Origin of the sequence: Methanosarcina baikalica (assembly GCF_031461075.1) — an archaeon.
GTDB lineage: Archaea > Halobacteriota > Methanosarcinia > Methanosarcinales > Methanosarcinaceae > Methanosarcina > Methanosarcina baikalica.
The window spans coordinates 1-26,973 of the sequence record NZ_JAVKPK010000028.1 but is presented as its reverse complement, the minus strand read 5'-3'; the positions used below and the strand labels follow the sequence as shown (position 1 = coordinate 26,973).

Genomic DNA, 26,973 nt, shown 5'->3' with positions numbered 1-26,973 from the left:
ATCTCCTGCTTTTACTTTTTTAAATATTTCTCTGTATATTATATAAACAGGTGCTAGAATGCAGGATGCTGATTTATCAATTTTGAATAGGGTATACGAGATTATCTTGGACCGGAAACAGAACTATGACGAGAGTTCATATGTCTGCAAGCTTTTGAACCATCGCAAAGGCATGAATAAAATTCTTGAAAAAGTAGGAGAGGAATCAATAGAAACAATTCTTGCAGTCAGGAATGAAGACCATAAAGAAATCGTTTCGGAAAGTTCGGACCTTATCTTCCATCTTCTGGTAATGCTTGCGGCAAATAATATCACCCTTGATGAAATCGCAGCCGAACTCAGTGCCAGACATGAAAGCATGAAAAGGGATTGAAGACCTGAAGGTTTTTCTATCTCCTAGTTTAAAAATGCAGACAACGCGATATTTTGAGAATATTGGTATTTTTTCCGGCTGCTTTTGCGGGATTTTATCCCGCTCTTTAAAGAAGCCCTGAGAAATATTAATTTTTAGTACACTGCAAGTTCATTCAGGACATCGGTTTTTGACAGGGTTCCTTTGGGTACGCCATTGATTGTTACGATAAGTCTTCCTACATTATATTTATGGAAGAGTTTTACTACGTCATAGAGTTGCATATCCCCATCAACTGTGATAAGTTCTTTTGTCATAATGTCTTTAACTTTTACATTCGGTTTTCCCTGGGCAATGGCGTGGGCGATATCCGTATAGGTAATTATCCCTACGATTTTCCCCTTATCCTCCACAGGGGTTCCATGAGTGTTATTCCGGATAAAAAGCCTTGTTGCTTCCTGAATACTTGCGTTCAGGTTCACAAGCAAGGGAGGATACTTCATATAATGTTTAACATGCTTTTTAGGAAGAGAAACCATTTCCGTAATATTGAAAAGAATAGAGTTGTTAGTATCATCCCTTCCTGTAACTTCTCCACGGATTATCAGGCGGTTTACAGGCGTAGGACCCACCTGAAGCTTATCTTCCATCACAAAGTCTTTTGTATTTCCTATTACACGAATGACTCCGTTACAGGCGTCAGGATTCCTGACGGTCGTAAAACTAATTTCGGCGGCTGTAGCTCCGTTAACCATCACATTGTTTCTGTAGAGAGGAACCACTGACTCATTTTTAAGTTGCTGGATCCGTAACGAATCGTACGCTGCTCCTGTAGGTTTGTACCCTCCTTTTGGTCCGGGCACCCCTTCCACAAGCCCCAGGGCCTTTAATAACTGCATCTGGTTGCGGATAGTTCCAGGATTGCGCTGGATGACCTCGGCTATCTCTTCCCCTTTGATTGCCCGATCCTTTTGCCGCTGAAGGTTGATTAATGAAATAATAATATCTTTTTGAATCGAAGTGAGTTCCATATTATCACCATTAATTTCATATACCTTTATAAGGATGATGTATAACAACTGTACATCGATAATGTATGTTATCGTATGTATTTACCATAATTAATGATTATAAATTCCTATTACAAATTACTATTACAAATATAAAAAGAGTCCGGTTATGCTTTGAATATCCAGCTGGTTTTATGCCTTATATTGAAGTTTATTACAGGATTTGTAATTACAAATCCAAAGCCGAGCAATAAATTTCCTTTCAGGAAATCGCCTCCAGGAATCTCTGCGAAACTTTTGCTTGCGTGTTTGTTTTGTTAAAACTCTTCATTCATAAAAATCTTTATATAACTTAACAGAGCCCCCAGAGGGTTAGAATATGATGATATTTGAGAAAATCCATACAGTTCCCACTTCCGATGAACTAATAAATAAATCTTTCAAGCGGGCAGCAAGAGCAATGTCCGGGAAAACTATCGAAGACAGGGAAAGCCGGTTCAAGGCCAATGAATCCATGCTACTGACAGCAGCAAACATCTTTACAGATAATCTTGCAAATATAGTCAGGAGGTTCCCGAGTTTTGATCAATTACCCAGGTTCTATTATGAGCTTACAGATATCCTTGTAGGCGTGGAAAAACTTAAGATGTCCCTCGCATCCGTAGACTGGGCTAGCAGGAAGATACATGAAGTTGCAAGGAGCTACGTTGGAAAGATCCGAGATTCGGACATTCCCGAGCCTGTTAGAAAAGAGGCTTTCGGAAGGCTTGCATCCATTATCAAGTCCATAAATAAGGATCTCCTTTTCCTCAATAAAGCCAGAAATATCTTAAGGAAACTTCCAGATGTCCAGGACGAGCCCACGATTGTGATTGCTGGTTATCCTAACGTTGGAAAGTCAAGTTTTGTCTCGAAAATTACAGGTGCAACTCCGGAAATCGCTCCCTATCCCTTCACAACAAAAGGAGTAACAATTGGGCATTTTATCCGGAATGGAGTACGCTACCAGGTTATGGATACGCCCGGGCTGCTTGACCGCCCAATGTCCGAGAGAAACTATATTGAGCGCCAGGCAATCACTGCGATCCACTTCCTTGACGCGGTCGTATTGTTCATGATTGACCCAAGTGAGAGCTGTGGGTACGAGATTGAAGACCAGAAACGCCTGCTTGCGGAGATTAGGGAAAATTTTGAACTACCTCTGCTCCTAGTCGCAAACAAGGCTGACAGGCCTGAATTCCAAAAAATGGATGAAGTAGAACGGAATATTTCCACGATTACCGGGGAAGGGATCGAAGAGGTAATGGACAGGCTTATGGAGATGATTGAAGAAAAGCGCCTTCTCTCTTCTTCCGAAGAACCGGACGAAGAATCCAGTATCTGATTTTTGATTATCTAATTCCATTTTTTATTTTAATCAAATTCAGACATTCTATTGAACTTTTTTAGGATGCCATTTAAGATCAGATTACTCCAAGCTGCATCAGCAGGGCCAGGAAAAGGAGTATAAATCCTGTTGTCAGCCTTATTTCCACTCTCCATTTTTCCCTGAATTCAGTGACTTTTTTCGGGCTAAGTCCGAAGGCAAGCAAAAGCCCAAGACCTATTACAGGGAGAAGGAGCCCGACATTGTAAATTCCCATATATACCGTTCCTCTTATCACATCGGTTTTTGTAACCAGGATACTCAGAAGAGACAGGTAAATTGCCCCTACGCATGGAGCTTTGACCAGGGAGAACATGCTTCCTGAAAGAAAGGACAGCAACAAAAGGTTCTTTTTGTCCATTCTGCCCATAAAGTTCTTCAGGGATTCCGGAGTCCTGAAGGTTGATCTTGCATGCTTTTTCAGCCAGTATGCATCAAAAATATGCCAGCAGCCAAGCAGTGCAATAAGCAGGGCTGCGACTATGGTGAAATTTCTCTGGATTTCAGGCAGGAAATTGACAAAGATGAGGATACCCACTCCTGTAAGCATATACATGGTAAAGATTCCCGCCGAAAAACCAAGCGTGATTTTGAGCATTTCCTTTCTTCTTCCATGCTGCGCAAGGGTGAGTGAAGCGAGAAAAGCCATTACCGCAAGCAGGCAGGGATTGAAACCTGCAAGAATACCTGCTGCCAGGAGTAAGAAAGGACTAATTTTCTCAAGGTGCTTATTTTTCCCTTCTCTGCTTCCTGTCAGAGGAAGTGAAAGTTCCTGCGCAAAAAGCAAAGGGGAGATCTGGATAGTTTCTGTTAGAAAAACCCCGGCTGAATTTTGATATCCTCCATATAAACAGCCTGTCAGTTTGCTTTCAGCTGAAACAACAGAACCAGCAGCAGGACTCAGCAACAAGAATATACATACCAGTACGAAAATTCCTTTATTTACAAACAGTGGACGCATGCATCGCTTTTTCATATGCCCTTTCCGAATCTGTTTTTACGATGATATTCAATATTTCTCGGATCAACGGGCGCACTGTTTTTGATGAGGTGCAGGCTTTTTACCCACCAACGCCCAGTTTAGTTCTTATAGCCGAAAAGTGCCTGTACTCAATCAAGTTTTTCTCTTCCTAAAACGAAAAATTACGTATTGATAGCAATTATTTCTTTCGATTCTGTTAATTAATATTATACTTTAGGTATTAATTTATGTATCCATATTAATTCGTTTATTTCCCATTGGAGGTGAAGATTGCGCTTTCTTTTCATCGAAGCCGATAGGTTCCAGCCGCGCCGAGCGCGGGACAAAATGGACTGAAAAATGAAAGTCAGGTTGCCCGGAATAATATCAACCGATTATTTATATATTTGCTAAAAGGAATATATATGGAAAAGCACTTCCCTTTTTAATAATATTTTTAATGATGGCGATGATAATACTGTAAATTTTAATAATAATGTACTGGCACTTCTTATTATCATAACCGCAGCTTTAATAAAAAGAAAAAAGAAAAAGATAGAGAAAGGAAAAAGAAATACAGGAAAAAAGTATTCCCTTTACAGGGATCTCTGAACATTCTTTCAGAGTATTCTTCCAAAAGACTTTTTCAGAGTACTTTTTCCATGATGCTCAGGGCTTTTTCAATATCTTTCATTGAAGCTGCATAGGAAATTCTTATGTAGCCGTCACCCTCGCTTCCGAAGGCTGTGCCTGGCACGACAATAACGCCGTTTGAGATCAATTTGGAGGCAACCTCTGCAGAATCCGAGACTTTCGGGAAGGCATAAAAAGCTCCTTTAGGAAGAGCGCATTCCATCCCAAGTTCGTTTAGCCCTTTTACAAGAACATCTCTGCGCTTCCTGAATTCTTCCTGCATGACATTGACCGAATCTTTAGGCCCGGTCACTGCGGCATAAGCGGCTTTCTGAGCGATTGAATTAGCACATGCCTGTATGTACTGGTGCACCTTGAGCATCTGCCCAATGTACTCTTTTCTGGCTGCCACATATCCGAGCCTCCAACCGGTCATCGCATAACTCTTTGAGGTAGCGTTTACGGTAATCACATTGTCAGAGTAGCTGGCAGGGCTTACATGCTCTCCTTCGTAGATGAAGTATTCATACACCTCGTCTGAAAGGATGGTTATATTGTGGTCGTCTGCAATCTCAGCCAGGGCTTTGATATCTGCCCTGCTTGAGACTGCGCCTGTGGGGTTTGAAGGGGAATTGAGGATAATAGCTCTTGTCTTCGGGGTAATATTCTCAAGAACAGCCTCGGGCTTTATAGTAAGGTCTTCTGCAAGGGGAATACTTACTGCTTTGCCATTAAGGATCTCGGTAAGTGCATTGTAGGAAACGAAGCCGGGGTTTGAAATGAGAACTTCATCCCCAGGGTTGAGGAGGGTTGCAAGGGCAATGGCAAGAGCTTCAGAAGCTCCAGAGGTAACAATTATTTCCTGTGGGGAAACAGAAAACCCGTTTTCCTCCTTGAACTTTGAACTTAGAGCTTCTCTTAACTCGGGAATTCCCGAGCCGACCGTATATCCCGTAAAGCCTTCGTTTATGGCTTTTATTGCCGCTGCCTTGATATGCTCCGGGGTATCAAAATCCGGCTGCCCGAGTCCAAGGTTAATTGCATCCGAGCCTGCGGCTTCGAAAATCTTCCTGATTCCGGATGTGTCTATTCTGGCTACGTTTTCTGAAAACTTTATTTCTTTCAAATTGAGCCCTCCTGTATCCCTGCAAATTAACTGTTTTTAAATATACCCACTGCTATTTGGTGATTTTCAGGTCTTCATTCGATGTTCGTGTGCCTTGATTTAAGTTCGGCTTCAGACGCACCTGTAAGCCTAATAAGTTGAGCGATTATAGAATCAAGGAAAATAAGAGAGGTAATTTCAAAAGATGTGCCCAAGGGAGGCAGGTTTTTGTAATCTCCCCGCATATTTCTTTCAAGGTAGCCGCCTTCATCAAGGTCGTTTTTAGTCTTGCTCGGAAGAATCATAGCAATATCTGAGATTCTACCGAGTGTTGATTCTTTTTTAGAAGTAACCGTGATGAGAGTTGAGCCAATATCTTTTACTATTTTTCCAAGGTCAGCTATAGAATGGGTTTCCCCTGACCCTGAAATGGCAATCACCACATCCTGCGGCTGGACAGCAGGGGTTGTGGTTTCGCCGACCACATACGCACTGAATCCTAGGTGCATGAGTCGCATTGCAAAGGCTTTGGCAACAAGCCCGGACCTTCCAGCTCCCATCACAAAGATTTTTTCGCCTTCCAGGATTTTCTGGATCGTAGCCTTTATGGCTTCTCTGTCAAGTCTGCCAATTACATCATTGAGATTTACTACGATTAGTCTCATTGATAATATTACATCTTCACAGTCGTTTACCTGAGTATTATTCATATAAGTTCTCCAAAAAACATTGGGTAAAATAATTGATTCCTTATAAATAATAAATTGGTTAGAGCCTTATCTACTTGTTTAAATCAATAATTGAAAATAACTTTCGAAACTCCTTCCTGATACCCTTCTTCACTTGCCTATAAATATATTTTGGATAATTCAGGATAAAGTTATGGAAGTGTTCTTCGTATCCTACAACAATTAGCAGTCTGGGTTCTTTATCGGCTTGTTTGCGGTTCAGTTTTATAATTAATAGCTTTCAGTTCCCAGTTTTCAATATTGTTTTTGAATTCATGATAAAGTCTCTGAATATCACAGTCACTCCCATTCCAGTAAAAGTCTTTACGCGCTTCTCCCTTTCGGAGCTCTTCGAGTATGAACTTTGACAGATGGAAAAGGGCTTTTTTATTGGAAAAAGGAATACTATAGTTTACGCGATAACCGCCAGCTGTTTTTCCATAGGACACGAGTGTGTACCCTTTACTCTCATACTCCGTGATTTCATCGAAGTTGCAGATTATCTCAAACTCATGAACCGTAGACTGGTCCACTTTTGAAATCCCTATGAGTACCTGCGCTATAATGTAATCAGGAATCTTCCGTCCAAACCATACGGCAATTTTCCCGTAGGTACAAATTACGTTGACATCATTCCTGCCCATCTCAAAGGAACCTAGGGACTGCGGAGGGGATATTTTAGCTTCCAGATCTTGGGTTTTTTGGGCACACATTGCTTCCACTTCGTTTACTTACTTGCAGAGACAAGTGCACTGATCAGATTCCGATCTTTCTTAAGGGTTTTGAGCTGGTTTGCAGGCCCTATCACTGTAAGTCTCTTGTTGCTCTGTTTTTTGAAAAACTTTCCAAGCAACGAAGAGTCCGCATTTGCAGGATAACTTTGCATTTCAATACCTGAAAATACATCAGGCTGGATTGCTGACATTGTCATCTCGATTAACTTTGCTTCCTCCATCGGGTTCAGGCCTTTTTCAAGAACCAGGATTTTACCTTTCCGTACCTCATCGATTATGTATCGGACTTTTTCCATAGAAGCCATCTGAGATATTCTAGCTTCGGATATCAGATCAAGTTGAATTCCCTGCATTTCGATCACCCGAACTGTTTTGCCAGAGCTTCGTAAAATGAATCCATTCCGACTCCATCAAGTGCCGAAACGGGCACCATGGGGTGCTGCGGAAAGGCATCCTTTATACCGGCTGGGTCGGAATCAGGAAGATCTACCTTATTTGCTACGATCAAAAGCGGAAGGTTTCTGGCTTCCATATTTCCTATTACAGTTACGTTGACCTGGGTATAGGGGTTTTCTGTTGAGTCCATAACCAGTATTACGCCGTCGAGGTCATCGAGCCATTTGACAGCTTCAATCACGCCTTCTGTCGCTTCTTTAGATCTCTTCTTCGATTCGGAGTCGCTCATTCCCTGCTCCATAAAGTCATGGAAATCTATTTTTGTGGCAAGTCCGGGCGTATCTACAATATCAAGGCTGATTGTATGCCCGTTAGCTTCTATACTTACGGCGTTCCTTCTTTTTGCATGCCTGGTTTCATGGGCGATATGAGAGACGGAACCCATTGTTTCGTCGCCTCCAACCCAATCCTTGAGGATCCGGTTGCTGAGAGTCGTCTTACCGGCATTGGGGGGGCCGTAGATTCCTATGCATGCTCCTTTTTTCTTGAACAGCTTGTTGAACATTTTTGAAAAGCTTACCTTAAATCGTTTTATCATATTCATAGCTTCCCTCCTTGGGAAAAGCATAACACCTAAGGATTTCTCGGATTGCTTTCCTTTATGGGTTGGTATCTATAGTAATTTTTTGTCTACTGATTCATATATGTAAATAATTTTTATTTGTTAGACTGAGGGAATCGGGGAAATTGGAGAAGTTTCTTTCTCCTTTCCGGTATACCTGGAAATAAATAAGAAACTTCGGATCCTTTCTATAGTAAAATAGAAAGTGCCTCCGTGAAAATAACACCAGCATATAAATAAATTACTTTTAATCATCCGTTTCCCTGATTAAATTAATAAAAAACTTTTTATAAAGAAGGTTTTCACATCTTCTTTAACTCTTTTCACTTGTATTAAATTTTTTATATCTGTACTGATGTTCGATACTTTCCTTTATATCTTTTCCTATTTTTATTCATTGAATCTTAAAAATAAAAATTGTTTTTCTCGAGAACAGACTTTTCGTATCCTTCTAATATAATTATCTCTTTCTGGCCCTTTCCAGATTATTTTTCTCTATATAAATTTCAAGATACCTTTTAAGCAGGTCAGGGCATTGAAAGATAAATCTCTTATCCCGAATTTAAGATCTTAGCTATATATTTTATTTTTTATTACTTAAAGAATATTTTACATTAAAAGAAAGATTTCTTTATCTTTTTAATTGTGGAGTAATTCTGACATCTCTAGCAGGATATCTACTCATTTGTCCCGAATTGCCGAATTTATTGCAATTTCGGCTATATTGGAACCGAGGTCTCCTATTCTGGACAGGCTATCTACAACTGTCCCGAGTAAAATCATGATTTCATGTGATTCCAGTTTTAGAATAGATGCATGTAATTCCTCTACCTGTGCGCGCATATTGTCAACGGTATCTATAATTTGATTGGCAAGAGAAGTATCTGCACCAAAGAGGGCTTCTATTGACTGCTTTACCAGCTCCATGTAAGCATTATTGAGCTTCTCTATATCTTCAATTATATTATCATTAACAGGCTGCTGTATTTTTGAAGCAACGTTTGCTATTCTTTGTGCATGGTCTGCTATCCTTTCCAGTGGGCTTGCCGCCATTCTAAACTCATGATATTCTTCTATACTTGTTTCTGCGGAATCCGGCATTCTCCCTCCACAGAGAATAGAGCGGAACTGCTTGGAAATCAGGAGACATAGCCTGTCAACTTCGTCGTCTCTCTGACTAACATCAACTGCAAGGTCGTGATCTACAGTCTTAAGGGCTCTTACTGAATCCTTTTGCATGGATGCTGCAATAAGGAACATCCTCTGTACACCTTTTTTGATAGGAAGCTCATTTGGGTTAAGGAGACCCTGAATAACCACACAGCTTGAGCTCTCTTCAATAATTTCGGGGCCTATCAGTTTGTAGCAGACCTTGCGGATTGCCTTTTTCTGTTCTGCAAGTATTCTTTGTGAGGAAAACTCTATCCTGTCATATCCATAGAGATATGCAGCAATGATATCTCTCTCCAGTGCTTTTACTTCCCGGTCAGTCACATCAATTCTTTTGGTTTTGATTGTTCGCTCTTCCAGAATAGGGTCTATCAGTAGTTTTCCGTCTGGTTGCGCTTGAAGGGAAACCCTCATACCGGTTTCGATTCCCACTTTTTCGGCCCATTGTTTTGGAAGGGAAATGATGTAAGTGGAACCGCCTGTCTGCTGTACTTTCCTGGTTTCGATATTGATTCCCCGTTTTTGGTTAAAACTGCTAAAGCTGAAATCGAGAATTTACTCTTATGTTTATAATGATTCTCGGCTAATATTTTGAAGTAATTCCGGAATAATATTTAGATATACATTTTCTATATATGCAGCATCCAACTTTACTATTTATATTTGTGGATTCCTCTTTTTGTGAATAAGTTGCATAACATACATTCAGGGACTTTATATTTGCTCTGGAAATAAGTAGCAAAAAATATTAAAGAACAGAGCATTCAGAGCTTGATGACACTTGAAGGGCACGCCTGCGCGTCGGGAGCAGGAACCATAATAAACGCCATAGCTACCTGGAAGGGTGCAGCATTTGGGATAGATTTAAAAACCTTTGCAACGGTTGAGCTTTCAGAAAGCGACATCGGGATTTCGGGTTATATCGAAGAGATGCCTGAAGGAGACGCCCGCCTCATAGAGCGCTGTGTTGAAATGACCCTTGAAAGGTTCGGGCTTGAACTGGCTGGCACGGTAAGGACGAGCAGTGAAATCCCTCTTGCAGGCGGGCTCAAAAGCAGTAGTGCCGCTGCAAACGCTTCAGTTCTTGCAACCCTTCGTGCAGTTGGTGAGACTCTTCCCCCTCTTGAGATCGTAAAACTCGGGGTAAAAGCTGCAAAAGAAGTGGGCGTTACCGTAACAGGCGCCTTTGATGATGCATGTGCTTCTTTCTTCGGAGGGATTGTGGTTACTGATAACAGAAGAATGGAACTTCTCAGGCGCGAAGAAAAAGAATCAAAGGTCCTGATATTTGCCCCTGCCAGGAAGGCTTTCAGTGCGGACACGGATGTGAGACGCTCCAGACTTATCGCCCCCTATGTGGATATCGCATACGGTCTTGCCCTCGAGGGTGACTACGAACAAGCCATGACGCTAAATGGTTTCCTTTATTGTGGGGCTCTTGGCTTTGGTACGGAACATATGCTTCGAGCTCTCGAGTGCGGGGTAAAAGGTGTGAGCCTGTCTGGAACCGGCCCTTCCTATGCAGCACTTGTGAGGGTAGAGCAGGTAAAAGAGCTGAAATCTGCCTGGGAAAGCTGTGGGATGGAAGGCAGGGTTATAGAAACCTCTATAAATAACAGAGATGCAATGTCTTTATATAGCGAGGAGTACACTTGAGTGAACTTGGAACTGTCCGCAAAGAAATTGAAGAAATCGATAGGGAACTTCTTGCCCTTATAGATAGAAGAGTGAATCTGGCTGAAAAAGTGCTTGAATCAAAAAAAATAAATGGAACTTCAATAAATGACCGTAAGCAAAATGAGGTTGTAATCAACAGGGCCTTGAATGCCGCAACCGAACTCAACCTTGATGTGGGGTCTATAAAAGATATTTTTGAGATTCTTATCAGAATGAGTATAGAACGCCAGAATGAGTTGAGTGGCAAAGGAAGCCTTCCCTGAATGCCCAAGAGGAGCTAAAAATGGTTGATATCTCAGTGATTATGGGTTCCGAATCCGACAGGTCAATTGCCAATCGTGCGACATCTGTGCTTGAAAAGAGCAAATACACTTACGAAGTAATGGTTATTTCCGCTCACAGGAACCCGGAAGAACTTGACAGCTACATCTCAAGTACTGATGCAAAGGTCTTTATCGCAATTGCAGGTTTATCTGCAGCCCTTCCAGGTGTTGTGGCTTCCAGAACGAAAAGACCTGTAGTGGGAGTCCCTGTAAGTGCAAAACTAGGCGGGCTCGATGCTCTCCTCTCTATGGCCCAGATGCCTCCAGGAGTGCCTGTAGGAAGCGTCGGGATCGATAATGGAGCAAACGGCGCATATTTTGCCCTGAGAATTCTGGATTTAATTGACACCATTAAGGCTTAAAGAACTTATACGGCTTAAAGAACTTATCAAAGATTTAAAGAATTCGTTAAAGGCTTAAAACATCAATAATTTACTATATTCTGTGGGCTTTACCCCTGCAATCTTTTTTCAAGCCATATAAATTATTCACTTCCTGTTCAGCCTTTAATTGTTCAGGTTATCTTTTCTTTTAGGGCAGAGCTTTTTGTTAAGATGCAAAAAGGGATAATTCTGAGATGTGGTGTTAAGAAAGTATTATTAGGAAAGTAGTGTTGGGATAGGGCATCTGAGTATTGGGAGTGAGGGAAGTTGGGGGGTAAAGTAATGGCTGAAGTTTACAACAGAAATAGATTTTTCCCAGATGCCTTACCTCTAAATATACGGGGTATTATATAAAAATAGGGATATGCGGCGGCTTCGGGGCGAGATTTTCCCAGTACTTTCATTTTTTGAGAAAGACTTTTTAAATCAGACTTCACAGGTAAATCCGGATTCAAGCTTGAAAAACCATATGAATAAAAAGATGATGCTTTGAAAAATTGCAGTGTGTTTAAACTATGAAATAAATGTAAAAGTCTGTTTACCAGGAAGCCTTTCTTGAAAATCAATTTTTGTCGACTAGTTTTGCTTCCAGGATCTTCAAGGAGCCAGTGTCACCCTGCCATTCAATTTCGCTTTTTACAATTTCAATGCGCTTTTTAAAAAAGGGAGCATCAAGGACGACAGTCTCGTATTCTCCACCTTCTCCGGCCATGTGAACCATATATCTGCGGTTGAGGGCTTTGAGATGTTCTATTGAGTTTATATTTATAGGGCGACCAAGCCAGGATTTATCGAGGCCATCAGCTGCGACCTTGACAATCCGGATATCAAGCACTTTTGCCATCTCATTGAGCAACTCTTCAGGGTCTCTATGCCAGAGAGGGGCATAGACCTTAAGCCCAAGGGAGTCACAGATTTTTTGCACTCTACCTGCCTGATACTGAGATTCAATAGCGCCTACGGATACTCCATCTACACTCACTCTTTTGAGGGCGAGGGTCAGATCATCCAGTTCAAGTTCCTTTATTCCGCTGGACTGCTGCTGGATCAATGGGATTTCACAAGCGGCAGAGATTAATTCCACCATGTGGAGGTTGATGGAATGGTACATGTAGGAATCGTCCCTTGCGGGAATAATATTAATCAGGTGGGTGACTTCATGCCCTTCTTCAAGGGCCTTATATATGGCAAAAATCGAGTCCTTGCCACCGGAAACCAGTGCTGCGAGTTTCATCTGCATTCCTTTATGTTTTTACTATCTTTTTCATACGTCAGGGTTATACTGCATGAATCATTATGTAATATTTTATATATTTTTTGACTTTTCAGCATATCATCTTCGGTATTCGCAATTTCAACACCCTTTATCCAGCTTTCCGAAACTGGCTTCGTAACGGACTTTCATTTCTTCCCATGTGGGAAGGCCTGTCTGGCAGCCCCGGCTCTCTACAGCAAAAGAGGCTACAGTTGACCCCACCTTTCCACATGTGGAAAGAGAGCATCCTCTTGCAAGGGCTAGAAGAAAACCAGCCCTGTAAGCATCCCCTGCTCCCGTAGGGTCCACAGCTCTGACAGGAACTACAGGAATCGTAAATTCTTCTTTCCCGGTATAGATCCTGCTGCCTTCTGCATCGTATGTGACCACGATAATATCAATCAGGGCCTTGAGTTCCGAGAAGCTTTTTCCAGTCATTTCCGAAACTCGTCTGATTTCGTGCCGGTTCGCAAAAAGGATATCGGTATGAGCAAGAATAAGTTCAAGGTTTTCTTTTGAATATGTAACAAGATCCTGGCCAGGATCAAAGGATACAAAACCTGCAATTTGTGCGATCTTTGCATTATAGACAGAATCTGCGGTTGCAAGATGAACAAAATCCACAGGTTCGGGTTCTAATTCTTTGAATTTTGAAGAGGCTCCCCAGTAAAAATAGGTTGTCTGGTTGTCTTCCCTATCCGTGAAAATAAATGCCTTGGAAATTTTCCGGTCCTCAAGCCTGTAGAGGCGGGAAAGGTCAACTTGCACGTCTTTAAGGAGTTTTTCATATCCAGAGCTTGCAAAATCCGTACCAACAGGAGAAATCAGTTGACTCTTTCCCCCCAGCTTTGCGATGGCAACAGCAATATTGGCAGCCCCCCCACCAGGGTATTCTTCGTAGTCAATGATAGGGGATGATTCGTTTTTTCCTGCTATTTTTTCAACATCTACGATGTAATCAAGGGCAGTGTGCCCCACGATAGAAATTACTCTGTCCATATAGTGTCCTCTTTTTCGTGGGTTCTGGAGAAGCTCAGGGGTTTTAAGGTTGGATATGTCTTTAAAAGTCAGGTAAGCATGCAGGAAAAACAAAATACAGATTATACGTTCTCTTTTCAGCCATGCGCCTTTTTAAACCCTGCCTGGATGAAATTTCAGGTATAACTAACCCCAGCATCCTATCTTCTTCTATTCCGGTATTTTTACAGGTTTTCAGTAGAAAATCTATTTATTTACTTGCTTTGCTCTTCTGCTGCTGTTCACCCTTCTCGCCTGAACGTTCAAATTCGGTCACTTCGACAACTGTCAATGGAATATCCCTGAGGGATTTACCTATCACGGATTTTGCTATCCTTTCCGCATGCTCTGCAGATTCGGCATCAAAAACCTTCATCTCAAAAATAAGTCCTACAAGAGCGGTATTTGCTGCTATGAAAACACTACTAAAAGGCTCACCGCATGCCGGGCAGGACGTGGTTCCCACGTCGACCTCTACAAAATCCAGTTTCGGGTTCAGACGCTTTCCAGCCTCAGAAATTGCAACCCCTATAGCGTCATCAGCCGTCTTTACGTCTCTAACCAACCAAGCTGCTTCAAGTACCACATGGAAGTTCTTCATTATTGTCCACCTTAATTATTCAATTATACTCATTTTTCAAGAATATTCCCTGATCAGGAAAAGTTTTTACAGAATCTAAAGAATAGAATAATGTATATAAATTGTTTCTGCTTCAAATAGAATAATATTGTATAGGCTTTATTTTTTATATGGTTTTTTAGTTAAGCTTTTAATTTTTAGTTCTGCAATCTTTAATCCTTCCATTTAAGATCTCTATGTTTTCTCTCTGAAATTAGGGCCTCTACATTTTTTTGACTTCCTTCTCTTTTTCCTCTTTCATATGGTAAAAAGAGTTTCGTCATCTACTGCAAAAACCCCGAGTTTTGCTCCCGCGTCAAGCCAGGCATGACCGTAACTGAAAGAGGCCAGGGCATTTACAGGGTCTTTGTTTTCCAAAAAATACACCCCGTCTTTGTAATAGGCTTCTGCCATTGTGTAATAATCCTTTGCAACGATATACATGTGGGATCCCGGAATTGGGGCGTATTTTGCTTTCTGGAGTGCTCTTTTTAACATATCTTCATATCTTTTGACCTTTTCATCCAAATCTGCAGGCATTTTGATCACCAGGAAGGAGATAGCAGTTTCATTCTTTTTTCCTTATTCTGCCTTTTCCATAAACCCCATTGGGCCCTGTGCAAGTTTCACAAGCGCTTCAGCTTCAAGAAAGTGTAGTTTTCCGGGAATTACGAGGATATGGAGAGGGTTTCCAAAATCGAAACTCTTTAAGTTTTCTACATAATCGGCTTTCACCATTGGCTTTTCCGAGCCTGCCCGGGCTATTCCTACTGCAGCAGTTCCACGCATAACCCCTTCTCCCCGTTTTCCTTCAACCTCCAGGAGAAGCTCGAGTGCAGTATTTATGGTCATGTATCCCTTTTCCTTATCTATATCCAGAAATACGAGAGTATGCAGGCCAAGTTCGGTGTTCTGTTTTATAATGTCATAAGGAGTTTCCGAGATTATTCTTGTGCCTCTCCTGCTTTCATAGGGATGAGGGATGCTTGCGGATTTCCCGAAGCGATAGTTCTGCAACCCTGTAAGCCCCGAAACGGCCGAGGCGATGGAAGCTCCATGAATCAGGTTAGTCTCTATCCCCAATTTTTCGGCTCTCAGGCGCAAATCTACATGGGTTGTGGAGACCATTGTATCTCCTCCAGTCAGGAAGCAAATATTCCTGTCTCTTGCTTCGTTCAGCCAGTTAGGATACTGCTCCACATCCTCTCTTGAAAGCAAAATGACTCTTTTTCCGTAGAGCTTTTCCATTTTCTCAAGGTTCGTACCCATGAGACACGATGTATAGAACTCCGCATAAACCAGGTCGGCTTCCCTGACAGCCTCAAGTCCTTTTAAAGAAATGTCGTATTCATCAAAAAGGCCCAGGCCTATAAATGTGAGCATATCCCGCTTTAGGGGTCTTGTTGGCTTAAAGCTTTTTGTCCAGGTATATCCACTATATTACTTCTTTATTTTACTGATTTACGGATCCGCTTAACTTATTTATATCTAGAAATTAATACTACGAATGAGCTTACGATTGCAGTTTTTAGAGGTGGTTTTTAATCATGGTTAAAGTTACACTTATCCACGCCAGCTGGTGCACTGCCTGTCCGGCAGCTCGCAGACTCTGGAAAGACCTGAAGTCCGAATATGACTTTGAGTATGAGGAAATAGATGTGGAAACTCCAGAGGGCCAGGCGTTGATTGACAAATATGGCATAGTTGGGGTTCCTACGACTATTATTGATGGGGAGATAGCTTTTTCAGGTCTTCCGAAAAAAGCCGATGCTATCATCCGTATTAAATGAATTTGTTCAAGGAATTTGCACTTTTTCCAAAACGATTTTTCTAATTCAGGAGGCAATTATGTACGATCTGATTATTGTAGGAGGGGGGCCCGCAGGGCTCGCAGCTGGGATCTATGCCGTACGTTTCGGGCTTGAGACTCTGATTCTTGAAAGAAGCGAAATTAGCGGTCAGATTGCGCTTGCAGACATCGTAGAAAATTACCCTGGCTTTCCATCGATTTCAGGACTTGAATTAATGGAGAAATATAAAAGCCATGCTCTGGAAGTCGGGGTAAAAACAAAGATAACAGAAGTCCTCTCTGTTCGCGCTGAAGAGAAAAAGAAAATAGTCTCCACGGACAGCGGAGACCTTGAATCAAGAGCTGTCATAATTGCCACAGGCGCAAATCCCAAGCATTTGAATGTGCCTGGAGAAAAAGAGTTTATCAGTAAAGGGGTTTCCTACTGCGCCATCTGTGACGGGCCATTTTTTAGAAACAAAACCGTTGTAGTGGTCGGAGGCGGCAATTCGGCAATTACCGATGCCCTTCTCCTTTCAAAAATTGCCCGGAAGGTCTATCTTATTCACAGGAAGGATCGGTCGAGAGCTGCAAAAGTCCTTCAGGACCGGGCTTTTGCGACTCCGAATATTGAATTCATTTTTAATGCCTGCTTACTGGAAATCATAGGAAGCAGCGGAGATATTCGAAGGGTTGAAAAAATTGTCTTCAAAGACCTTAAAAGTGAGGAACACCGCGAACTGGCTACAGATGGTGTTTTCATATATGTAGGCATTCATCCGAACACTGAAATCATTGATGTGAAGAAAAATGAAGAAGGGTTTATCCAGACGGACCGCTCACTGAAGACCTCGGAGAATGGAATTTATGCTATTGGAGACTGCCGTGACACACCAATCTGGCAGCTTGTGGCAGCAGTTAGAGATGGGGCACTCGCAGCTACTGCTGCAAACGAGTACGTCGAAGATCTCAAAAAACAGGTTACATGAAAAATTATCTGAATCAGGACCTTCTGGATGAAATTGCCTTAAGGTTTCGTATCTATATATTTGAAAAGAAGGGACAGTAAATTTGTCCTGCCCCGAATTTATATTTTCTGCGCTCTTCTCCGCGCTTTTATTTTCTTAATCTAACATCTGGTTGATTTTATTGTAGAAATCTATGATCAGCCTTGTTGCCTCGCTCTCCATATTCAGCTGGAAAGTCCGAATTTGCTTTCCCAGGGGTTTTTCTATGACAATACCTGACGCAATCAGAGGGGTGATAACCCTTGATACGCTCGAGTGAGACAGGCCCGTTTCTTCAGCTATCCCTGAAAGATAGGTTGATTCGTTCTGGCGCTCGATCAGGTTCTTAAGGACTGTCATTTGTGCGGTTTTTCCGAAGATTTTTTCTAGTGGATCCATTGTTATCATCTCAGAGGTGGCTGTTCTCCGTAAGCGATTCTTATTTCCAATATTAACTTGCTATTTACGGTTATAAACTTATCTCCTTATTGGTTAAGTCCGGCGATCAATAAAAATTCTTCTAAATATTTGGAGAACTCTTTTCCATCCATACTATATTAAATTTAAATTATTGTATGTTACTAAAAATCTGAGAAATGTTTAATACCTAATAAAATCTATACTGTATGGTGATGGAGGGTGATGTACAATAAAAATCTTGATCATGAGATTTTGAAATTGATTGAAGCACAGCCTGAAATAAGCGAGGGAGATATCGCCTGTACTCTTTCAGTCCCAGAGGAACTGGTAAAGATCCGAATTGAAAATTTTAAAGACACAAGGCAGAAAATCCTGATTATGGGTAATGGGAATAATATCTCCAATATTAAGATGACGCTTGAAGCTGAAGATTATAACGTTGTTAAAGTCAACGTTGTTAAAGCCCCTGAAGGCTTTTCTGCACTTGAAGTGGTAAAATCTGAAAAACCAGACCTTGTTCTGCTGGATACCGGGCTTGCGGATATCGAAGGTTTTAAAATATGCAGGCAGCTTAAAGCCAGTTCAAGGTACTGGTGGATACCAGTTATGATGCTTAGTGAAAGTGACGGGGTGAAAAATAGAGTCGAAGCTTTTGAGTCAGGAGCTGATGATTATGTTTCTACTCCTTTTAACCCTCTGGAACTGAGAGCCAGAGTAGGGATGATATTAAGACGTACTAGAATCTAACCTGAAAGGAGAAAACCGACTTATATCAGGAAAAAATTTCTTTCTTTCTTTTCTAAAGTTCTGTAAACTGGGAGGACTACTCTGAAAAGCTAAATATTTTTAGAGCCTTTCTCCAGGAATTTTATTCCCTGCATCTCTCCAGATATGTTTGAAATGTACTCATATATGTCTTTATGATTTCTTTACGAGCTCCTTTAACTGAATTGATTAATTTATTTTTCCCGCTGTAGCCTTCTTTACAGTAATATTTATTATCTTTATAATGATCTCCAGAATACATTTTTAGAAGAAGGACAGATTTGGAGAAAAGAACCTTGCTTATTGTAAGTTTTTGCAGACCAGAAATCCATAAAGTTTTCAATCTAAAAAGGCAACAATGAAGTTTTGACCGGCCGCGAGAGGGAGTAGCCCCTGCTTTTGCTGAAATTTAACTTACTGAATTTCTCCAGCGTTATTTTCTGAATCAATTTTTCCCCGGTCAGGGCAGGATAGCGGATCAAATAGAGGAAAAGCGGAAGAACTTAAGCCCGAGATAAATTTATTTCCTTAATTTTAATACTAATTTGAAAGAATATAATATAAAGTTATTTTATTTTATCTAATTATAGTCCATATTTTGAAAACATTATTTTTAAAATAATAGTGTGTAGGAATATTTCAAAATCCTTAAAAAAGAGCAAAACGTAAATCATAATGTGTAACTGTATGTGTAACTGTATGTGTAATTGTAAATAGGTTCTTATTTTTAATACGGAGCTGAAGTGCAAAATTGATTTAATGCTCTGAAAGCAATATTATTGCTGAGTAGATGTGGTAAACGGTGGAAAAACGTAATCGAAAAAAGGTGTGGTTAGAGCTATGACTTCGAATGAATGGTACAATAAAGGCGTTGCACTCCATGAACTTAAACGGTTTTCAGAAGCTCTGGATGCATACAACAAAGCTCTTGAAATAAACCCTGACAATGCAAAAATTTTGTTTAGCAAAGGGATGGTGCTGAAAAACCTTGTGAGATATGATGAAGCTCTCGATGCCCTTAACAGATCCCTTCAGATCAACCCTGCAGATGCTAAAACCTGGTATTCCAAAGCTGAACTGCTTTTAGGTCTTATGCAATATAAAGAAGCTCTGGATGCATATTACCGGGCTATATCTCTTGCTCCTGAAGACCCTGAAGTCTGGTACAGGCGGGGAATGGCTTTGAGGGAAATGAAGGCATACGATGACGCTATGGATGATTTTGAGACGGCTATCCGCCTCTATGAAAAGAGCTATGATATGGGCTCTATGAACGCAAGCGAATGGTGCAAGAAAGGCATGGGTCTCTGTAAGATACAGAGTTATCAAGAAGCCATTAACGCTTTTAACAGGGCTCTTGAGTTAAACCCTGCAAACGGAAAAGCCCTTTATAACAAGGGCGTGGCTCTCCGCTGGCTTGGAAAGCACGAAGAAGCAAGATTATATCTCGAAAAAGCAGTGGAGGTTTTTGACACCAAGATTAAAGCAAATCCCGAGAATGCCAGGTTCTGGTACAATAAAGGAATTGCCCTGAGAGATCTGGAAAAATACAACGAGGCTCTTGAAGCTTTTGAAAGGGCTATCGATATCAATCCAAGTTTTACAAAAGCCTGGATTGGCAAGGGTATTGTATACGACAGGGTTAAAAAACACCAAAAAGCAATGGAAGCCTACGAAAGAGCAGTCGATATAAATCCGATATATTCGGATCTCCTTTAAGTAGCCAAATTGCAGGGCTTTCCATAAACGCAGCAGATACAGAGCCGAAAAAAACCGTTAGTCATCCTTCACTGGACTAGTGGATCTGGCGGCCAAAAATTTTCATTTCTCCTTCTCTATCTGGCTTATATAGCGAATATGGAAAAGTGGTTGTAAAATAACGGATTTGAAAGAATGATATGAAAAATAGATTTATTTATATTTTTTATTCTTATCCTTTATTGTGCAAATTTCAGGTTTAACTGCGTGCCTGTTCAGAGCCCGGATAAATCAAGCAAATCCGAAAATGCATTGAGCCTGAAATCGAAGCATTGATCCGTTTCTTCTGCAGGCCTCCAGTCTCCGTACGAAGCATAAGCGGTTTTCAATCCAAGCTTGCGGGCGGGGATCATGTCCCTTTTAATACTGTCTCCTACTACCAAGCTTTCTTCGGACTTGGTTCCAAGAGCCTGGAGGGCAAAAAGAAAATGTGTGGGATCTGGCTTTTTTGTGCCCGTCATATCCGTAGCTACGAGAAGATCGAAGTAATCCAGAAGTTCGACCTTTGTAAGCCTTGCCCGAGCATGGTAACTATTAGCATCCGTTATAATCGCGAGCTTCAGATCCAATTTTTTCAGCTCGTCAAGGGTGTCCTTTACGCCGGGATAGAGTTCGAGGTTTTGCAGCTTTTCCCTTTCATATATCTCACAGCACTGCCTGTAGTTCTCCGCAGTAAAAAGCCTTCTTTCCATCATATAGTCCCTGATATTTTCATAGTCTTCAAAACCGTAAACTCCTCTCAAGAAATATTCGAAAAGTTCCGAAGGTTCTTCTGCAATGTCTCCTTTTCCAATATATGAGAGAATCTCTTTACAAGCTCCAAGTTTTGCGGCTACGAAATCAAAAAGGGTGTTGTCCATATCAAAGAGTATTGCCTTCAAGGTTTCGGGATAAGTTATTTCCATGGTTTTCTGAATCCCTTTAATGTTTTTCTAAATTTTTTCCATTTTTTGATCTGCCCAATTTTTGTGGATTTAACAGGCCTCTATGCCTTGTTTTTTAAATTCCTTATCTCCGTCCCAGAACTATTCCTAATTCTTCTTGGGGAGAGGCTATAAAAGCCATAAAGGACAGATGTATAAATTATAAACGAACAATGGATTTAAGTAAATAACTAACGCGGGCACTTGAGAATCCGCAGGGTCTATTCTAAAAGGCAGTACAGGAAATTTTGATATGAGTTCCGAAGAACCAAAGGATAAAACCTTCGTAAACGAAGGTAGAGAAGAGAAAACCGAAGCTGAAAAGGGGAAGGTTTCCGAAGATTTGTATGTTCTGAGCGATTCGGGGGATGTAGGTAAGCAAGAAGTTAGCGATGAAGTCCTTGCAGCCGAATTTAACGAATGCGGACTCGACTTTCTCAGGCTTGGAAAGTTCAATGAAGCAATTGTGGCTTTCGATAAGGCAATCGAGAAGGACCCAACTAATATCTACCTTTTAAACAATAAGGCTGCAGCTCTTGAAACCCTTGGAAGATACGAGGAGTCTCTCGAGCTCTATGAGAAAGCTGTTAAAATCAATCCCCAAGATCCAGACCTCTGGAATAATATGGCTTTCTCCTTTTCTCAAGCTGGAAAATACGAAAAAGCTGTTAAAGCCTATGAAAAAGCTCTTGAGCTCAGGCCTGACTATCCCAATGCATGGTACGGAAAGGCCCTTAACCTGAGCCAGGCAGGAGACTACGAGCAGGCGGTCGAAGCCTATGAAAAAGTCCTCAAGGAAAATCCTGATTATAAAGAAGCCTGGGTAGGAAAAGGCATAGCTCTCGGGCAGATGGGAAATTATGACGAAGCAATTATTGCTTACGACAAGGCACTTGAACTTGATCCTGGTTTTCTCGAAGCCTGGCACTATAAAGGAGTGGACCTGGACAGCCTTGGCAGTTACAGGCAGGCGTTGAAAGCCTATGAAAAAGCCGTGGAACTGGATCCAGAGAACGATGACGCCTGGAACAATATGGGAATAGATCTCGAAAACCTCGAAAAGTATGACGAAGCAATTAAAGCTTTTGAAAAAGCCATCGCAATTAACGCAGAAAATGCCGATGTCTGGTATAACAAAGGCTTTACCCTCAGCCAGATTCAGAGATTTGAGGAGGCTGTCGAAGCATACAGGAAAGCCACGCAGCTGGATCCCGAATATTTTGAAGCCTATTCCAGCCTGGGTTTCGTCCTCGCTCAGCTCAAACGCTTTGAAGAGGCCCTGGAAATATATGAAAAGGCACTTAACCTCAATTCTCAGACTGCAGATTCCTGGTTTGGAAAAGCTATCTGCCTAAGTTTTCTTGGACGGGAAGAAGAGGCTGAAGACGCGTATCAAAAAGCTGTAGAAATTGACCCCCGGTATGCTCAGGCACGAGGAGATATACAGTAATTAAAAAAGATTATCTAATCTTTATATTTATTTCCATTTTAAGTTCAAATGACCCATTTGAGAAATAGAAAGGAATAAATAATTGAATATTGGATTATTTATAAGAACTGGACTGCAGAATCAAGGCCAGAATTGTATGAAATACACCGTTTTATCGAAGTTACACACCCGAGAGGGATAGAATTCAGGGTCATAAAACTGACCAATTTGACCTTATAGTAACAAGGGATGATAGAAAAAGTATTCTTCTCGAGTATGAAGTTGTTCCTCTGCCCCAACTAACCAATACCAATGCAAACATTATCCTTCAGGAGTTCATAAATCCAGTGTCGGCGGGATCCCCTAAATAGAAAAGCTTGCAACCGAAACAGCCCACAGCCTCGAGGTCGCAGGCATATAACTCTTTTTTAACGGCGACCACTAAAAGTCTGTAAGGCTATTTCCTCCCCGGTTTCGAAGGACTTGAGAAGTCTGCGAAATAAATATTGCAGGGATGATTTTACGATTTTAGACGGGAAAAGGCAGAGGAAAAGTAAAGATTAAATCTTTTCTATTTTATCACAAGAAAATATGCCGATTTTCAGTCCCAAATTAAAAAGGAATCCGCATTAAAAGTAGCCTTAAAAATAAGAACCGTTTTTTAAATCCTGTTTTTCACAAAATGGAAATTTTCAGCAATTTTTGATTTCAAATTTCGATACTTTCATAAATCTTCAATTCTTCTCATTAACTACCACAGTCCCCTTCATAGAAGGATGAATCGAGCAGTTATAATTATAGGTTCCGGCATCTGTAAACAGGAAATCGTACGTATCTCCTTTTTTCAGTTCACCTGACTCGAAAGTAGGCCCTCTCACGGTATGAGTGACCGAGTCCGCGTTCTTCCATCTTACAGTATCACCTGTTAATATTTCGACTGATGCAGGGTTAAAGGAAAAATTCTCAATGGCAACTTCGACGATCTTTCCTTCTCCCAAAGGTTGAGGCGTTACAGCCGAAACCGGGACTACAGGTGTTTCAACCGGAGTTACTACAGGTGTTTCGGCTGGAGTTGCCTGTTTATTTCCTGCACATCCTATTGCCAGGAATATGCTAAGTAAAACTATGAAAATTGCAAGTTCTTTTCTCATTCTTTCCCTCCATAAAAAATGACGTGCTTTATAATTAATATTTTGATTTTATAATGGTTCCTACCAGATTCTAAACGTAGTTTCTGTTATGATTTAATTTGGTGTTAGGCTCTTTGAAGGTAAAATAGGAAACAAATTAAGGAAATTTGCTTTTTCCAGCTTTAACTCTTTGAATCAAGAAATAAGTTATGTTTAAGTGTCATGAAATAAAGCATTTTAAAAGAAGGTTATCAGATGTACACGGTATCTTGCAGGTTAATAAGAAAAAACAGTTCACTCCATTGTTAAGAGCTGGATTACTTTTTCTAAAAAAATGAAGCCCTTTTTAAAAAGCTATCTCTTTTAAGCTAAATTTGTAGCGACCCCGATATACCTTCTTAGGCAAATACGGACTTGTATACTTAAGGCCCTTTTGTCGTCCTGTTGCCTGAAGGAAATGCCACAGCTACGCTTCTTTGTATTAAAGTTTATATTACAGGATTGTACTGTAAATGTTTTGTATTATGGGCAGAATCCTAATCATCAATAACTGTCTTCGTTTCATTCGATAATTCAACCTTTACTCAGAATTACTTGATGCTCTGCCCATATCTCGTTTTATTAAGTTTTCTTCAGGCCCATCCCATTATTTGCCCGTATTAGGTGTTACGTGGATTACTCCACCGTCCCCACCAGTAGTGCCTGTAGTGTTCCTAGCCGGAAGCTGTCTTTCAGTTGCGGTTTCTCGTTCAGTTGTAGTCCGTTTTACGGTCACAGTCTGTCTTTCAGTTACATTCTGTACTCCCGTTGGAGTAACTACTTCGGCCGGAGTTACTGCTTGAACAGGGGTTTCCTCTACGACTTCAGTTACAGCTACCACTTCCTGAACCGGAGTTACAGCTTCAACTCCAGTTACTACTTCAACCTCAGTTACAGCCTGTTCTGGAGTTCCTGTTTCATTTGGAGCCCCATCTTTCTGACCAGCACATCCTATTGCTAGAAAAACGCCGAACAACACTATCAATATAACAAGTGCTTTTCTCATATTTTCCCTCCACTTAAATTAGGTGTATTATAATAGATGCTTTATAATTGATATCGAGGTTTTATAATAATTACTGCTAGATTCTGAACATAATTCTTCTTAGACGATCAAAAACTGGTTATAAATTTGGAGATTTATTCTTTATCGGGTTTTATGAATTTACTGTAAGACCCGGAATCTTTATTTTCTTCTCAATTCTCCTTAAATTATAATACCAGGAATCCCAATATTATTAAATGACTTTTTTCGGGGGAGGTTATGAAAATCAAATCCGTTAATCCTTACACTGAAGAAGTAAACTGGATATACGACTCATTTTCTTTCGGGGAATGCGAGACCCGGATTGAAAATTCCAGGGTTGCTTTTTCCATGTGGAGTTCATTGTCTGTTTACGAAAGGACAAAGTATCTTGTAGGGGTTTCAGAGGTGCTTCGACGGAATAACGATATCTATGCCGAGATTATTACAACTGAAATGGGAAAGCCTATCAGGCAGTCAAGAGATGAGGTCCAGAAATGCGCCTGGCTCTGTGATTATTACGCTGAGAATGCGGCTTTGTTTTTGAAAGATGAGGTTGTGGATACCGGGGCTGAGAAAAGCTATGTAACTTTTGAGCCACTGGGAGTGATTCTCGGAATCGTGCCCTGGAATTCCCCATTCTGGCAGGTATTCAGGTTTGCAATACCTACAATGTGTGCAGGAAACGTGTGTGTAGTCAAACATGCCTCGAATGTGCCAAGATCGGCACTGGAGATTGAGAAAGTCTTTCTTGAAGCTGGGTTCCCTGAGCATGTTTTCAACACCCTGTTAATTGACTTAAAAACTGCCATGGAGATTATTGAAGAGGATATGGTGGATGGTGTATCTTTTACAGGCAGCATAGGTGCAGGCTCGGAAATAGGAGAACTTGTGGGAGGAGTGATCAAGCCTCTTGTGCTGGAACTTGGAGGATCTGATCCTTTTATAGTACTTGAGGATGCCGATATCGAGAAGGCCGCGAAAGTTGCAGTGAAGTCCCGTTTTCTCAATACCGGACAGAGCTATATTGCTGCCAAGAGATTTATCGTTGTAGAAGATGTTGTGGTGGATTTTATTGAGGCATTTGAACTCAATATTCAGGAACTGAAAATCGGGGACCCGATGGATGAAGAAACCGATATTGGACCTGTTGCAAAGAAAGAATTTGTCGATAGTCTTGAAAAGGTTCTGAAAGATGCGAAAAAGAAAGGGGCAAAGCCTCAAATTTACGGAAAGGAACCTGAAAAGGGCTTTTTCTTCAGGCCGACCCTTATCCCTGCAGCCAGTTCAGACATGAAGGTCTGCAATATGGAAGTTTTCGGACCTATTGCGCCGGTAATCACGGCAAAGGACGAAAACGAAGCCGTAGAAATCGCAAACTCCACAGAGTTTGGGCTTGGGGCCGAAGTCTGGTCCGGAAATCTGGAAAGGGCTGAAAAGCTGGCAAAAAGGATCAGATCCGGATTTGTAGCTATCAACGGGATGGTTAAGTCCGACCCGAGGCTACCTTTTGGCGGGGTAAAGAAGTCCGGGATCGGGCGAGAGCTTTCCCACTACGGGGTTAAGGAATTTGTGAATGTCAAGACTGTAGTGGTTAACAAATGAAGGCTCTCACAGTGTCTGAGAAATGATTGAAGCTTTATCTTGAAAACTATCCAGAGTTGATTAGGTAACCTATTTAAGCTTGATAATTTGTTTAAGTTTGACCAGTAAACTTAATTTAAGCTTAACAGAGAACTTAACTTAAGCTTAACAAACGACTTAATTCAAGTTTAATTAAATAAATAAATAAATAAATAAATAAATAAATAAATAAATTAAATCAAATTATATTTAATATTATCTGAACAATAAACATAACGATTGAATTATATTTTATGGTTTTTCATGAAAGCTTCGGATCTTTTAGTTGCCCAGATTCAAGAAGAAGGCGTAGATATTTCGGACTGCTAGACGAAGAAAACCTTGACTTGCCTGAATCTCTCCGGATTTCCAGAATCAAATTGATCGTAACAAGACACGAATAGGCTGCAGCATTTATGGCTATGACTGGAAGGCTGATAGGCTTCTTGATGTGCTTTCGTCTATTTTTAGAGCTTTTCGGGCAAGAAGAGTTTTTCGGGAATCCCCAAGTCAGGCAGAACCCATCTTATGTATGCGCTGTCTGGACACTTGGGGCGACGAATTCGGAGTTTATTCGTTGCGCTGGTAAGGGCTTCGCATAGAATAGAAGAACGGAGTGAGGACAGGTGTAGGGCTTACTAAATCCTGTTCTGGT

28 protein-coding genes are annotated in these 26,973 nt (G+C 41.0%); 11 read left to right on the top strand and 17 right to left on the bottom strand.

Annotation, left to right across the window (positions count from 1 at the left end):
- Nucleotides 1–58 precede the first annotated feature (58 nt).
- Nucleotides 59–373: a phosphoribosyl-ATP diphosphatase gene (gene hisE / locus RG963_RS08470; RefSeq protein ID WP_310575827.1), complete on the top strand. Its 315-nt coding sequence runs from the start codon at nt 59–61 to the stop codon at nt 371–373.
- 134 nt (nt 374–507) lie between these two features.
- Here hisE and RG963_RS08465 read toward each other — a convergent pair whose 3' ends face one another.
- Nucleotides 508–1,383 (bottom strand): CBS domain-containing protein, encoded by an 876-nt coding sequence (locus RG963_RS08465; RefSeq protein WP_310575826.1) that lies wholly within the window; start codon nt 1,381–1,383, stop codon nt 508–510.
- 358 nt (nt 1,384–1,741) lie between these two features.
- On the opposite strand from RG963_RS08465, the gene RG963_RS08460 reads away from it, so the two are divergent.
- Nucleotides 1,742–2,746 carry an NOG1 family protein gene (locus tag RG963_RS08460; RefSeq protein ID WP_310575825.1) on the top strand — a complete coding sequence of 335 codons (1,005 nt, stop codon included), beginning with the start codon at nt 1,742–1,744 and terminating at the stop codon, nt 2,744–2,746.
- A gap of 79 nt (nt 2,747–2,825) precedes the next feature.
- Here RG963_RS08460 and RG963_RS08455 read toward each other — a convergent pair whose 3' ends face one another.
- The 7 genes from RG963_RS08455 to RG963_RS08425 all read right to left on the bottom strand — a co-directional run bounded on the left by RG963_RS08455 (nt 2,826) and on the right by RG963_RS08425 (nt 9,644).
- Entirely contained in the window at nt 2,826–3,764 is a 939-nt protein-coding gene (locus RG963_RS08455) for a cytochrome c biogenesis CcdA family protein (protein ID WP_310575824.1), read from the bottom strand.
- Nucleotides 3,765–4,395: 631 nt separating this feature from the next.
- Nucleotides 4,396–5,508 carry a pyridoxal phosphate-dependent aminotransferase gene (locus RG963_RS08450; RefSeq protein ID WP_310575823.1) on the bottom strand — a complete coding sequence of 371 codons (1,113 nt, stop codon included), beginning with the start codon at nt 5,506–5,508 and terminating at the stop codon, nt 4,396–4,398.
- 74 nt (nt 5,509–5,582) lie between these two features.
- Entirely contained in the window at nt 5,583–6,197 is a 615-nt protein-coding gene (hxlB, locus tag RG963_RS08445; RefSeq protein WP_310575822.1) for a 6-phospho-3-hexuloisomerase, read from the bottom strand.
- A 218-nt stretch (nt 6,198–6,415) separates the two neighbouring features.
- Nucleotides 6,416–6,928 carry a hypothetical protein gene (locus RG963_RS08440; protein WP_310575821.1) on the bottom strand — a complete coding sequence of 171 codons (513 nt, stop codon included), beginning with the start codon at nt 6,926–6,928 and terminating at the stop codon, nt 6,416–6,418.
- A gap of 14 nt (nt 6,929–6,942) precedes the next feature.
- Complete coding sequence (locus RG963_RS08435; protein ID WP_310575820.1) at nt 6,943–7,302, bottom strand: DUF2073 domain-containing protein; 360 nt, start codon at nt 7,300–7,302, stop codon at nt 6,943–6,945.
- 5 nt (nt 7,303–7,307) lie between these two features.
- A complete protein-coding gene (locus RG963_RS08430; RefSeq protein ID WP_310575819.1) occupies nt 7,308–7,949 on the bottom strand; it encodes an Era-like GTP-binding protein in 642 nt (213 codons plus the stop codon).
- 699 nt (nt 7,950–8,648) lie between these two features.
- Nucleotides 8,649–9,644, bottom strand: coding sequence for a phosphate uptake regulator PhoU (locus tag RG963_RS08425; protein ID WP_310575847.1), 996 nt, complete (start codon nt 9,642–9,644; stop codon nt 8,649–8,651).
- Between the two features lie 267 nt (nt 9,645–9,911).
- Between RG963_RS08425 and RG963_RS08420 the strand changes: the two genes are divergently transcribed.
- The 3 genes from RG963_RS08420 to RG963_RS08410 are packed head-to-tail and all read left to right on the top strand — an operon-like array spanning nt 9,912 to nt 11,499.
- Entirely contained in the window at nt 9,912–10,793 is an 882-nt protein-coding gene (locus RG963_RS08420) for a shikimate kinase (RefSeq protein ID WP_310575846.1), read from the top strand.
- Complete coding sequence (locus RG963_RS08415) at nt 10,790–11,077, top strand: chorismate mutase (RefSeq protein WP_310575818.1); 288 nt, start codon at nt 10,790–10,792, stop codon at nt 11,075–11,077. The genes RG963_RS08420 and RG963_RS08415 overlap by 4 nt, the downstream gene beginning before the upstream one ends.
- 20 nt (nt 11,078–11,097) lie before the next feature.
- A complete protein-coding gene (locus RG963_RS08410; protein ID WP_310575817.1) occupies nt 11,098–11,499 on the top strand; it encodes a 5-(carboxyamino)imidazole ribonucleotide mutase in 402 nt (133 codons plus the stop codon).
- Nucleotides 11,500–12,082: 583 nt separating this feature from the next.
- Here RG963_RS08410 and RG963_RS08405 read toward each other — a convergent pair.
- From RG963_RS08405 to dph5, 5 genes are all read right to left on the bottom strand, one after another.
- Nucleotides 12,083–12,754, bottom strand: a complete 672-nt coding sequence (locus RG963_RS08405) for a diphthine--ammonia ligase (protein ID WP_310575816.1) — start codon at nt 12,752–12,754, stop codon at nt 12,083–12,085.
- A gap of 120 nt (nt 12,755–12,874) precedes the next feature.
- A complete protein-coding gene (locus RG963_RS08400) occupies nt 12,875–13,774 on the bottom strand; it encodes a carbohydrate kinase family protein (protein ID WP_310575815.1) in 900 nt (299 codons plus the stop codon).
- A 229-nt stretch (nt 13,775–14,003) separates the two neighbouring features.
- Nucleotides 14,004–14,393, bottom strand: a complete 390-nt coding sequence (locus RG963_RS08395) for a DUF555 domain-containing protein (protein ID WP_310575814.1) — start codon at nt 14,391–14,393, stop codon at nt 14,004–14,006.
- 276 nt (nt 14,394–14,669) lie between these two features.
- The gene (locus RG963_RS08390; RefSeq protein ID WP_310575813.1) at nt 14,670–14,951 is read right to left on the bottom strand and encodes a DUF357 domain-containing protein; all 282 of its coding nucleotides are present in this window, start codon (nt 14,949–14,951) and stop codon (nt 14,670–14,672) included.
- A 42-nt stretch (nt 14,952–14,993) separates the two neighbouring features.
- A complete protein-coding gene (gene dph5, locus RG963_RS08385; RefSeq protein WP_310575812.1) occupies nt 14,994–15,794 on the bottom strand; it encodes a diphthine synthase in 801 nt (266 codons plus the stop codon).
- 164 nt (nt 15,795–15,958) lie between these two features.
- Here dph5 and RG963_RS08380 point away from each other — a divergent pair, with 164 nt between their 5' ends.
- Both RG963_RS08380 and trxB read left to right on the top strand, forming a co-directional pair.
- Nucleotides 15,959–16,201 carry a glutaredoxin family protein gene (locus tag RG963_RS08380; RefSeq protein WP_310575811.1) on the top strand — a complete coding sequence of 81 codons (243 nt, stop codon included), beginning with the start codon at nt 15,959–15,961 and terminating at the stop codon, nt 16,199–16,201.
- A gap of 58 nt (nt 16,202–16,259) precedes the next feature.
- The gene (gene trxB / locus RG963_RS08375; protein WP_310575810.1) at nt 16,260–17,189 is read left to right on the top strand and encodes a thioredoxin-disulfide reductase; all 930 of its coding nucleotides are present in this window, start codon (nt 16,260–16,262) and stop codon (nt 17,187–17,189) included.
- 135 nt (nt 17,190–17,324) lie between these two features.
- On the opposite strand, the gene RG963_RS08370 is transcribed toward trxB, so the two are convergent.
- Complete coding sequence (locus RG963_RS08370; RefSeq protein ID WP_310575845.1) at nt 17,325–17,606, bottom strand: helix-turn-helix domain-containing protein; 282 nt, start codon at nt 17,604–17,606, stop codon at nt 17,325–17,327.
- 243 nt (nt 17,607–17,849) lie between these two features.
- Here RG963_RS08370 and RG963_RS08365 point away from each other — a divergent pair, with 243 nt between their 5' ends.
- Entirely contained in the window at nt 17,850–18,374 is a 525-nt protein-coding gene (locus tag RG963_RS08365) for a response regulator transcription factor (protein WP_310575809.1), read from the top strand.
- Between the two features lie 858 nt (nt 18,375–19,232).
- Entirely contained in the window at nt 19,233–20,111 is an 879-nt protein-coding gene (locus RG963_RS08360; RefSeq protein ID WP_310575808.1) for a tetratricopeptide repeat protein, read from the top strand.
- 254 nt (nt 20,112–20,365) lie between these two features.
- Here the strand turns inward: RG963_RS08360 and RG963_RS08355 are convergent, their stop codons facing one another.
- The gene (locus RG963_RS08355) at nt 20,366–21,055 is read right to left on the bottom strand and encodes an HAD family hydrolase (protein ID WP_310575807.1); all 690 of its coding nucleotides are present in this window, start codon (nt 21,053–21,055) and stop codon (nt 20,366–20,368) included.
- A 271-nt stretch (nt 21,056–21,326) separates the two neighbouring features.
- Between RG963_RS08355 and RG963_RS08350 the strand changes: the two genes are divergently transcribed.
- The gene (locus tag RG963_RS08350; RefSeq protein WP_310575806.1) at nt 21,327–22,523 is read left to right on the top strand and encodes a tetratricopeptide repeat protein; all 1,197 of its coding nucleotides are present in this window, start codon (nt 21,327–21,329) and stop codon (nt 22,521–22,523) included.
- A gap of 713 nt (nt 22,524–23,236) precedes the next feature.
- On the opposite strand, the gene RG963_RS08345 is transcribed toward RG963_RS08350, so the two are convergent.
- Together RG963_RS08345 and RG963_RS08340 are read right to left on the bottom strand one after the other, a co-directional pair.
- Nucleotides 23,237–23,653 carry a cupredoxin domain-containing protein gene (locus RG963_RS08345; protein WP_310575805.1) on the bottom strand — a complete coding sequence of 139 codons (417 nt, stop codon included), beginning with the start codon at nt 23,651–23,653 and terminating at the stop codon, nt 23,237–23,239.
- Nucleotides 23,654–24,278: 625 nt separating this feature from the next.
- Nucleotides 24,279–24,650 (bottom strand): hypothetical protein, encoded by a 372-nt coding sequence (locus RG963_RS08340; RefSeq protein WP_310575804.1) that lies wholly within the window; start codon nt 24,648–24,650, stop codon nt 24,279–24,281.
- Nucleotides 24,651–24,935: 285 nt separating this feature from the next.
- Here RG963_RS08340 and RG963_RS08335 point away from each other — a divergent pair, with 285 nt between their 5' ends.
- Entirely contained in the window at nt 24,936–26,300 is a 1,365-nt protein-coding gene (locus RG963_RS08335; protein ID WP_310575803.1) for an NAD-dependent succinate-semialdehyde dehydrogenase, read from the top strand.
- The last annotated feature ends 673 nt before the right edge of the window (nt 26,301–26,973 follow it).

Coding starts and splice junctions, on each gene's coding strand:
- RG963_RS08355 (WP_310575807.1), bottom strand. CDS start 21,055: ATGGAAATAACTTATCCCGAAACCTTGAAGGCAATACTCTTTGATATG.
- RG963_RS08405 (WP_310575816.1), bottom strand. CDS start 12,754: ATGAAACTCGCAGCACTGGTTTCCGGTGGCAAGGACTCGATTTTTGCC.
- RG963_RS08465 (WP_310575826.1), bottom strand. CDS start 1,383: ATGGAACTCACTTCGATTCAAAAAGATATTATTATTTCATTAATCAAC.
- RG963_RS08435 (WP_310575820.1), bottom strand. CDS start 7,302: ATGCAGGGAATTCAACTTGATCTGATATCCGAAGCTAGAATATCTCAG.
- trxB (WP_310575810.1), top strand. CDS start 16,260: ATGTACGATCTGATTATTGTAGGAGGGGGGCCCGCAGGGCTCGCAGCT.
- RG963_RS08380 (WP_310575811.1), top strand. CDS start 15,959: ATGGTTAAAGTTACACTTATCCACGCCAGCTGGTGCACTGCCTGTCCG.
- RG963_RS08440 (WP_310575821.1), bottom strand. CDS start 6,928: ATGTGTGCCCAAAAAACCCAAGATCTGGAAGCTAAAATATCCCCTCCG.
- RG963_RS08395 (WP_310575814.1), bottom strand. CDS start 14,393: ATGAAGAACTTCCATGTGGTACTTGAAGCAGCTTGGTTGGTTAGAGAC.
- dph5 (WP_310575812.1), bottom strand. CDS start 15,794: ATGCTCACATTTATAGGCCTGGGCCTTTTTGATGAATACGACATTTCT.
- hxlB (WP_310575822.1), bottom strand. CDS start 6,197: ATGAATAATACTCAGGTAAACGACTGTGAAGATGTAATATTATCAATG.
- RG963_RS08420 (WP_310575846.1), top strand. CDS start 9,912: ATGACACTTGAAGGGCACGCCTGCGCGTCGGGAGCAGGAACCATAATA.
- RG963_RS08430 (WP_310575819.1), bottom strand. CDS start 7,949: ATGAATATGATAAAACGATTTAAGGTAAGCTTTTCAAAAATGTTCAAC.
- RG963_RS08335 (WP_310575803.1), top strand. CDS start 24,936: ATGAAAATCAAATCCGTTAATCCTTACACTGAAGAAGTAAACTGGATA.
- RG963_RS08360 (WP_310575808.1), top strand. CDS start 19,233: ATGACTTCGAATGAATGGTACAATAAAGGCGTTGCACTCCATGAACTT.
- RG963_RS08410 (WP_310575817.1), top strand. CDS start 11,098: ATGGTTGATATCTCAGTGATTATGGGTTCCGAATCCGACAGGTCAATT.
- RG963_RS08365 (WP_310575809.1), top strand. CDS start 17,850: ATGTACAATAAAAATCTTGATCATGAGATTTTGAAATTGATTGAAGCA.
- RG963_RS08350 (WP_310575806.1), top strand. CDS start 21,327: ATGAGTTCCGAAGAACCAAAGGATAAAACCTTCGTAAACGAAGGTAGA.
- RG963_RS08400 (WP_310575815.1), bottom strand. CDS start 13,774: ATGGACAGAGTAATTTCTATCGTGGGGCACACTGCCCTTGATTACATC.
- RG963_RS08345 (WP_310575805.1), bottom strand. CDS start 23,653: ATGAGAAAAGAACTTGCAATTTTCATAGTTTTACTTAGCATATTCCTG.
- RG963_RS08460 (WP_310575825.1), top strand. CDS start 1,742: ATGATGATATTTGAGAAAATCCATACAGTTCCCACTTCCGATGAACTA.
- RG963_RS08455 (WP_310575824.1), bottom strand. CDS start 3,764: ATGAAAAAGCGATGCATGCGTCCACTGTTTGTAAATAAAGGAATTTTC.
- RG963_RS08370 (WP_310575845.1), bottom strand. CDS start 17,606: ATGGATCCACTAGAAAAAATCTTCGGAAAAACCGCACAAATGACAGTC.
- RG963_RS08390 (WP_310575813.1), bottom strand. CDS start 14,951: ATGCCTGCAGATTTGGATGAAAAGGTCAAAAGATATGAAGATATGTTA.
- hisE (WP_310575827.1), top strand. CDS start 59: ATGCAGGATGCTGATTTATCAATTTTGAATAGGGTATACGAGATTATC.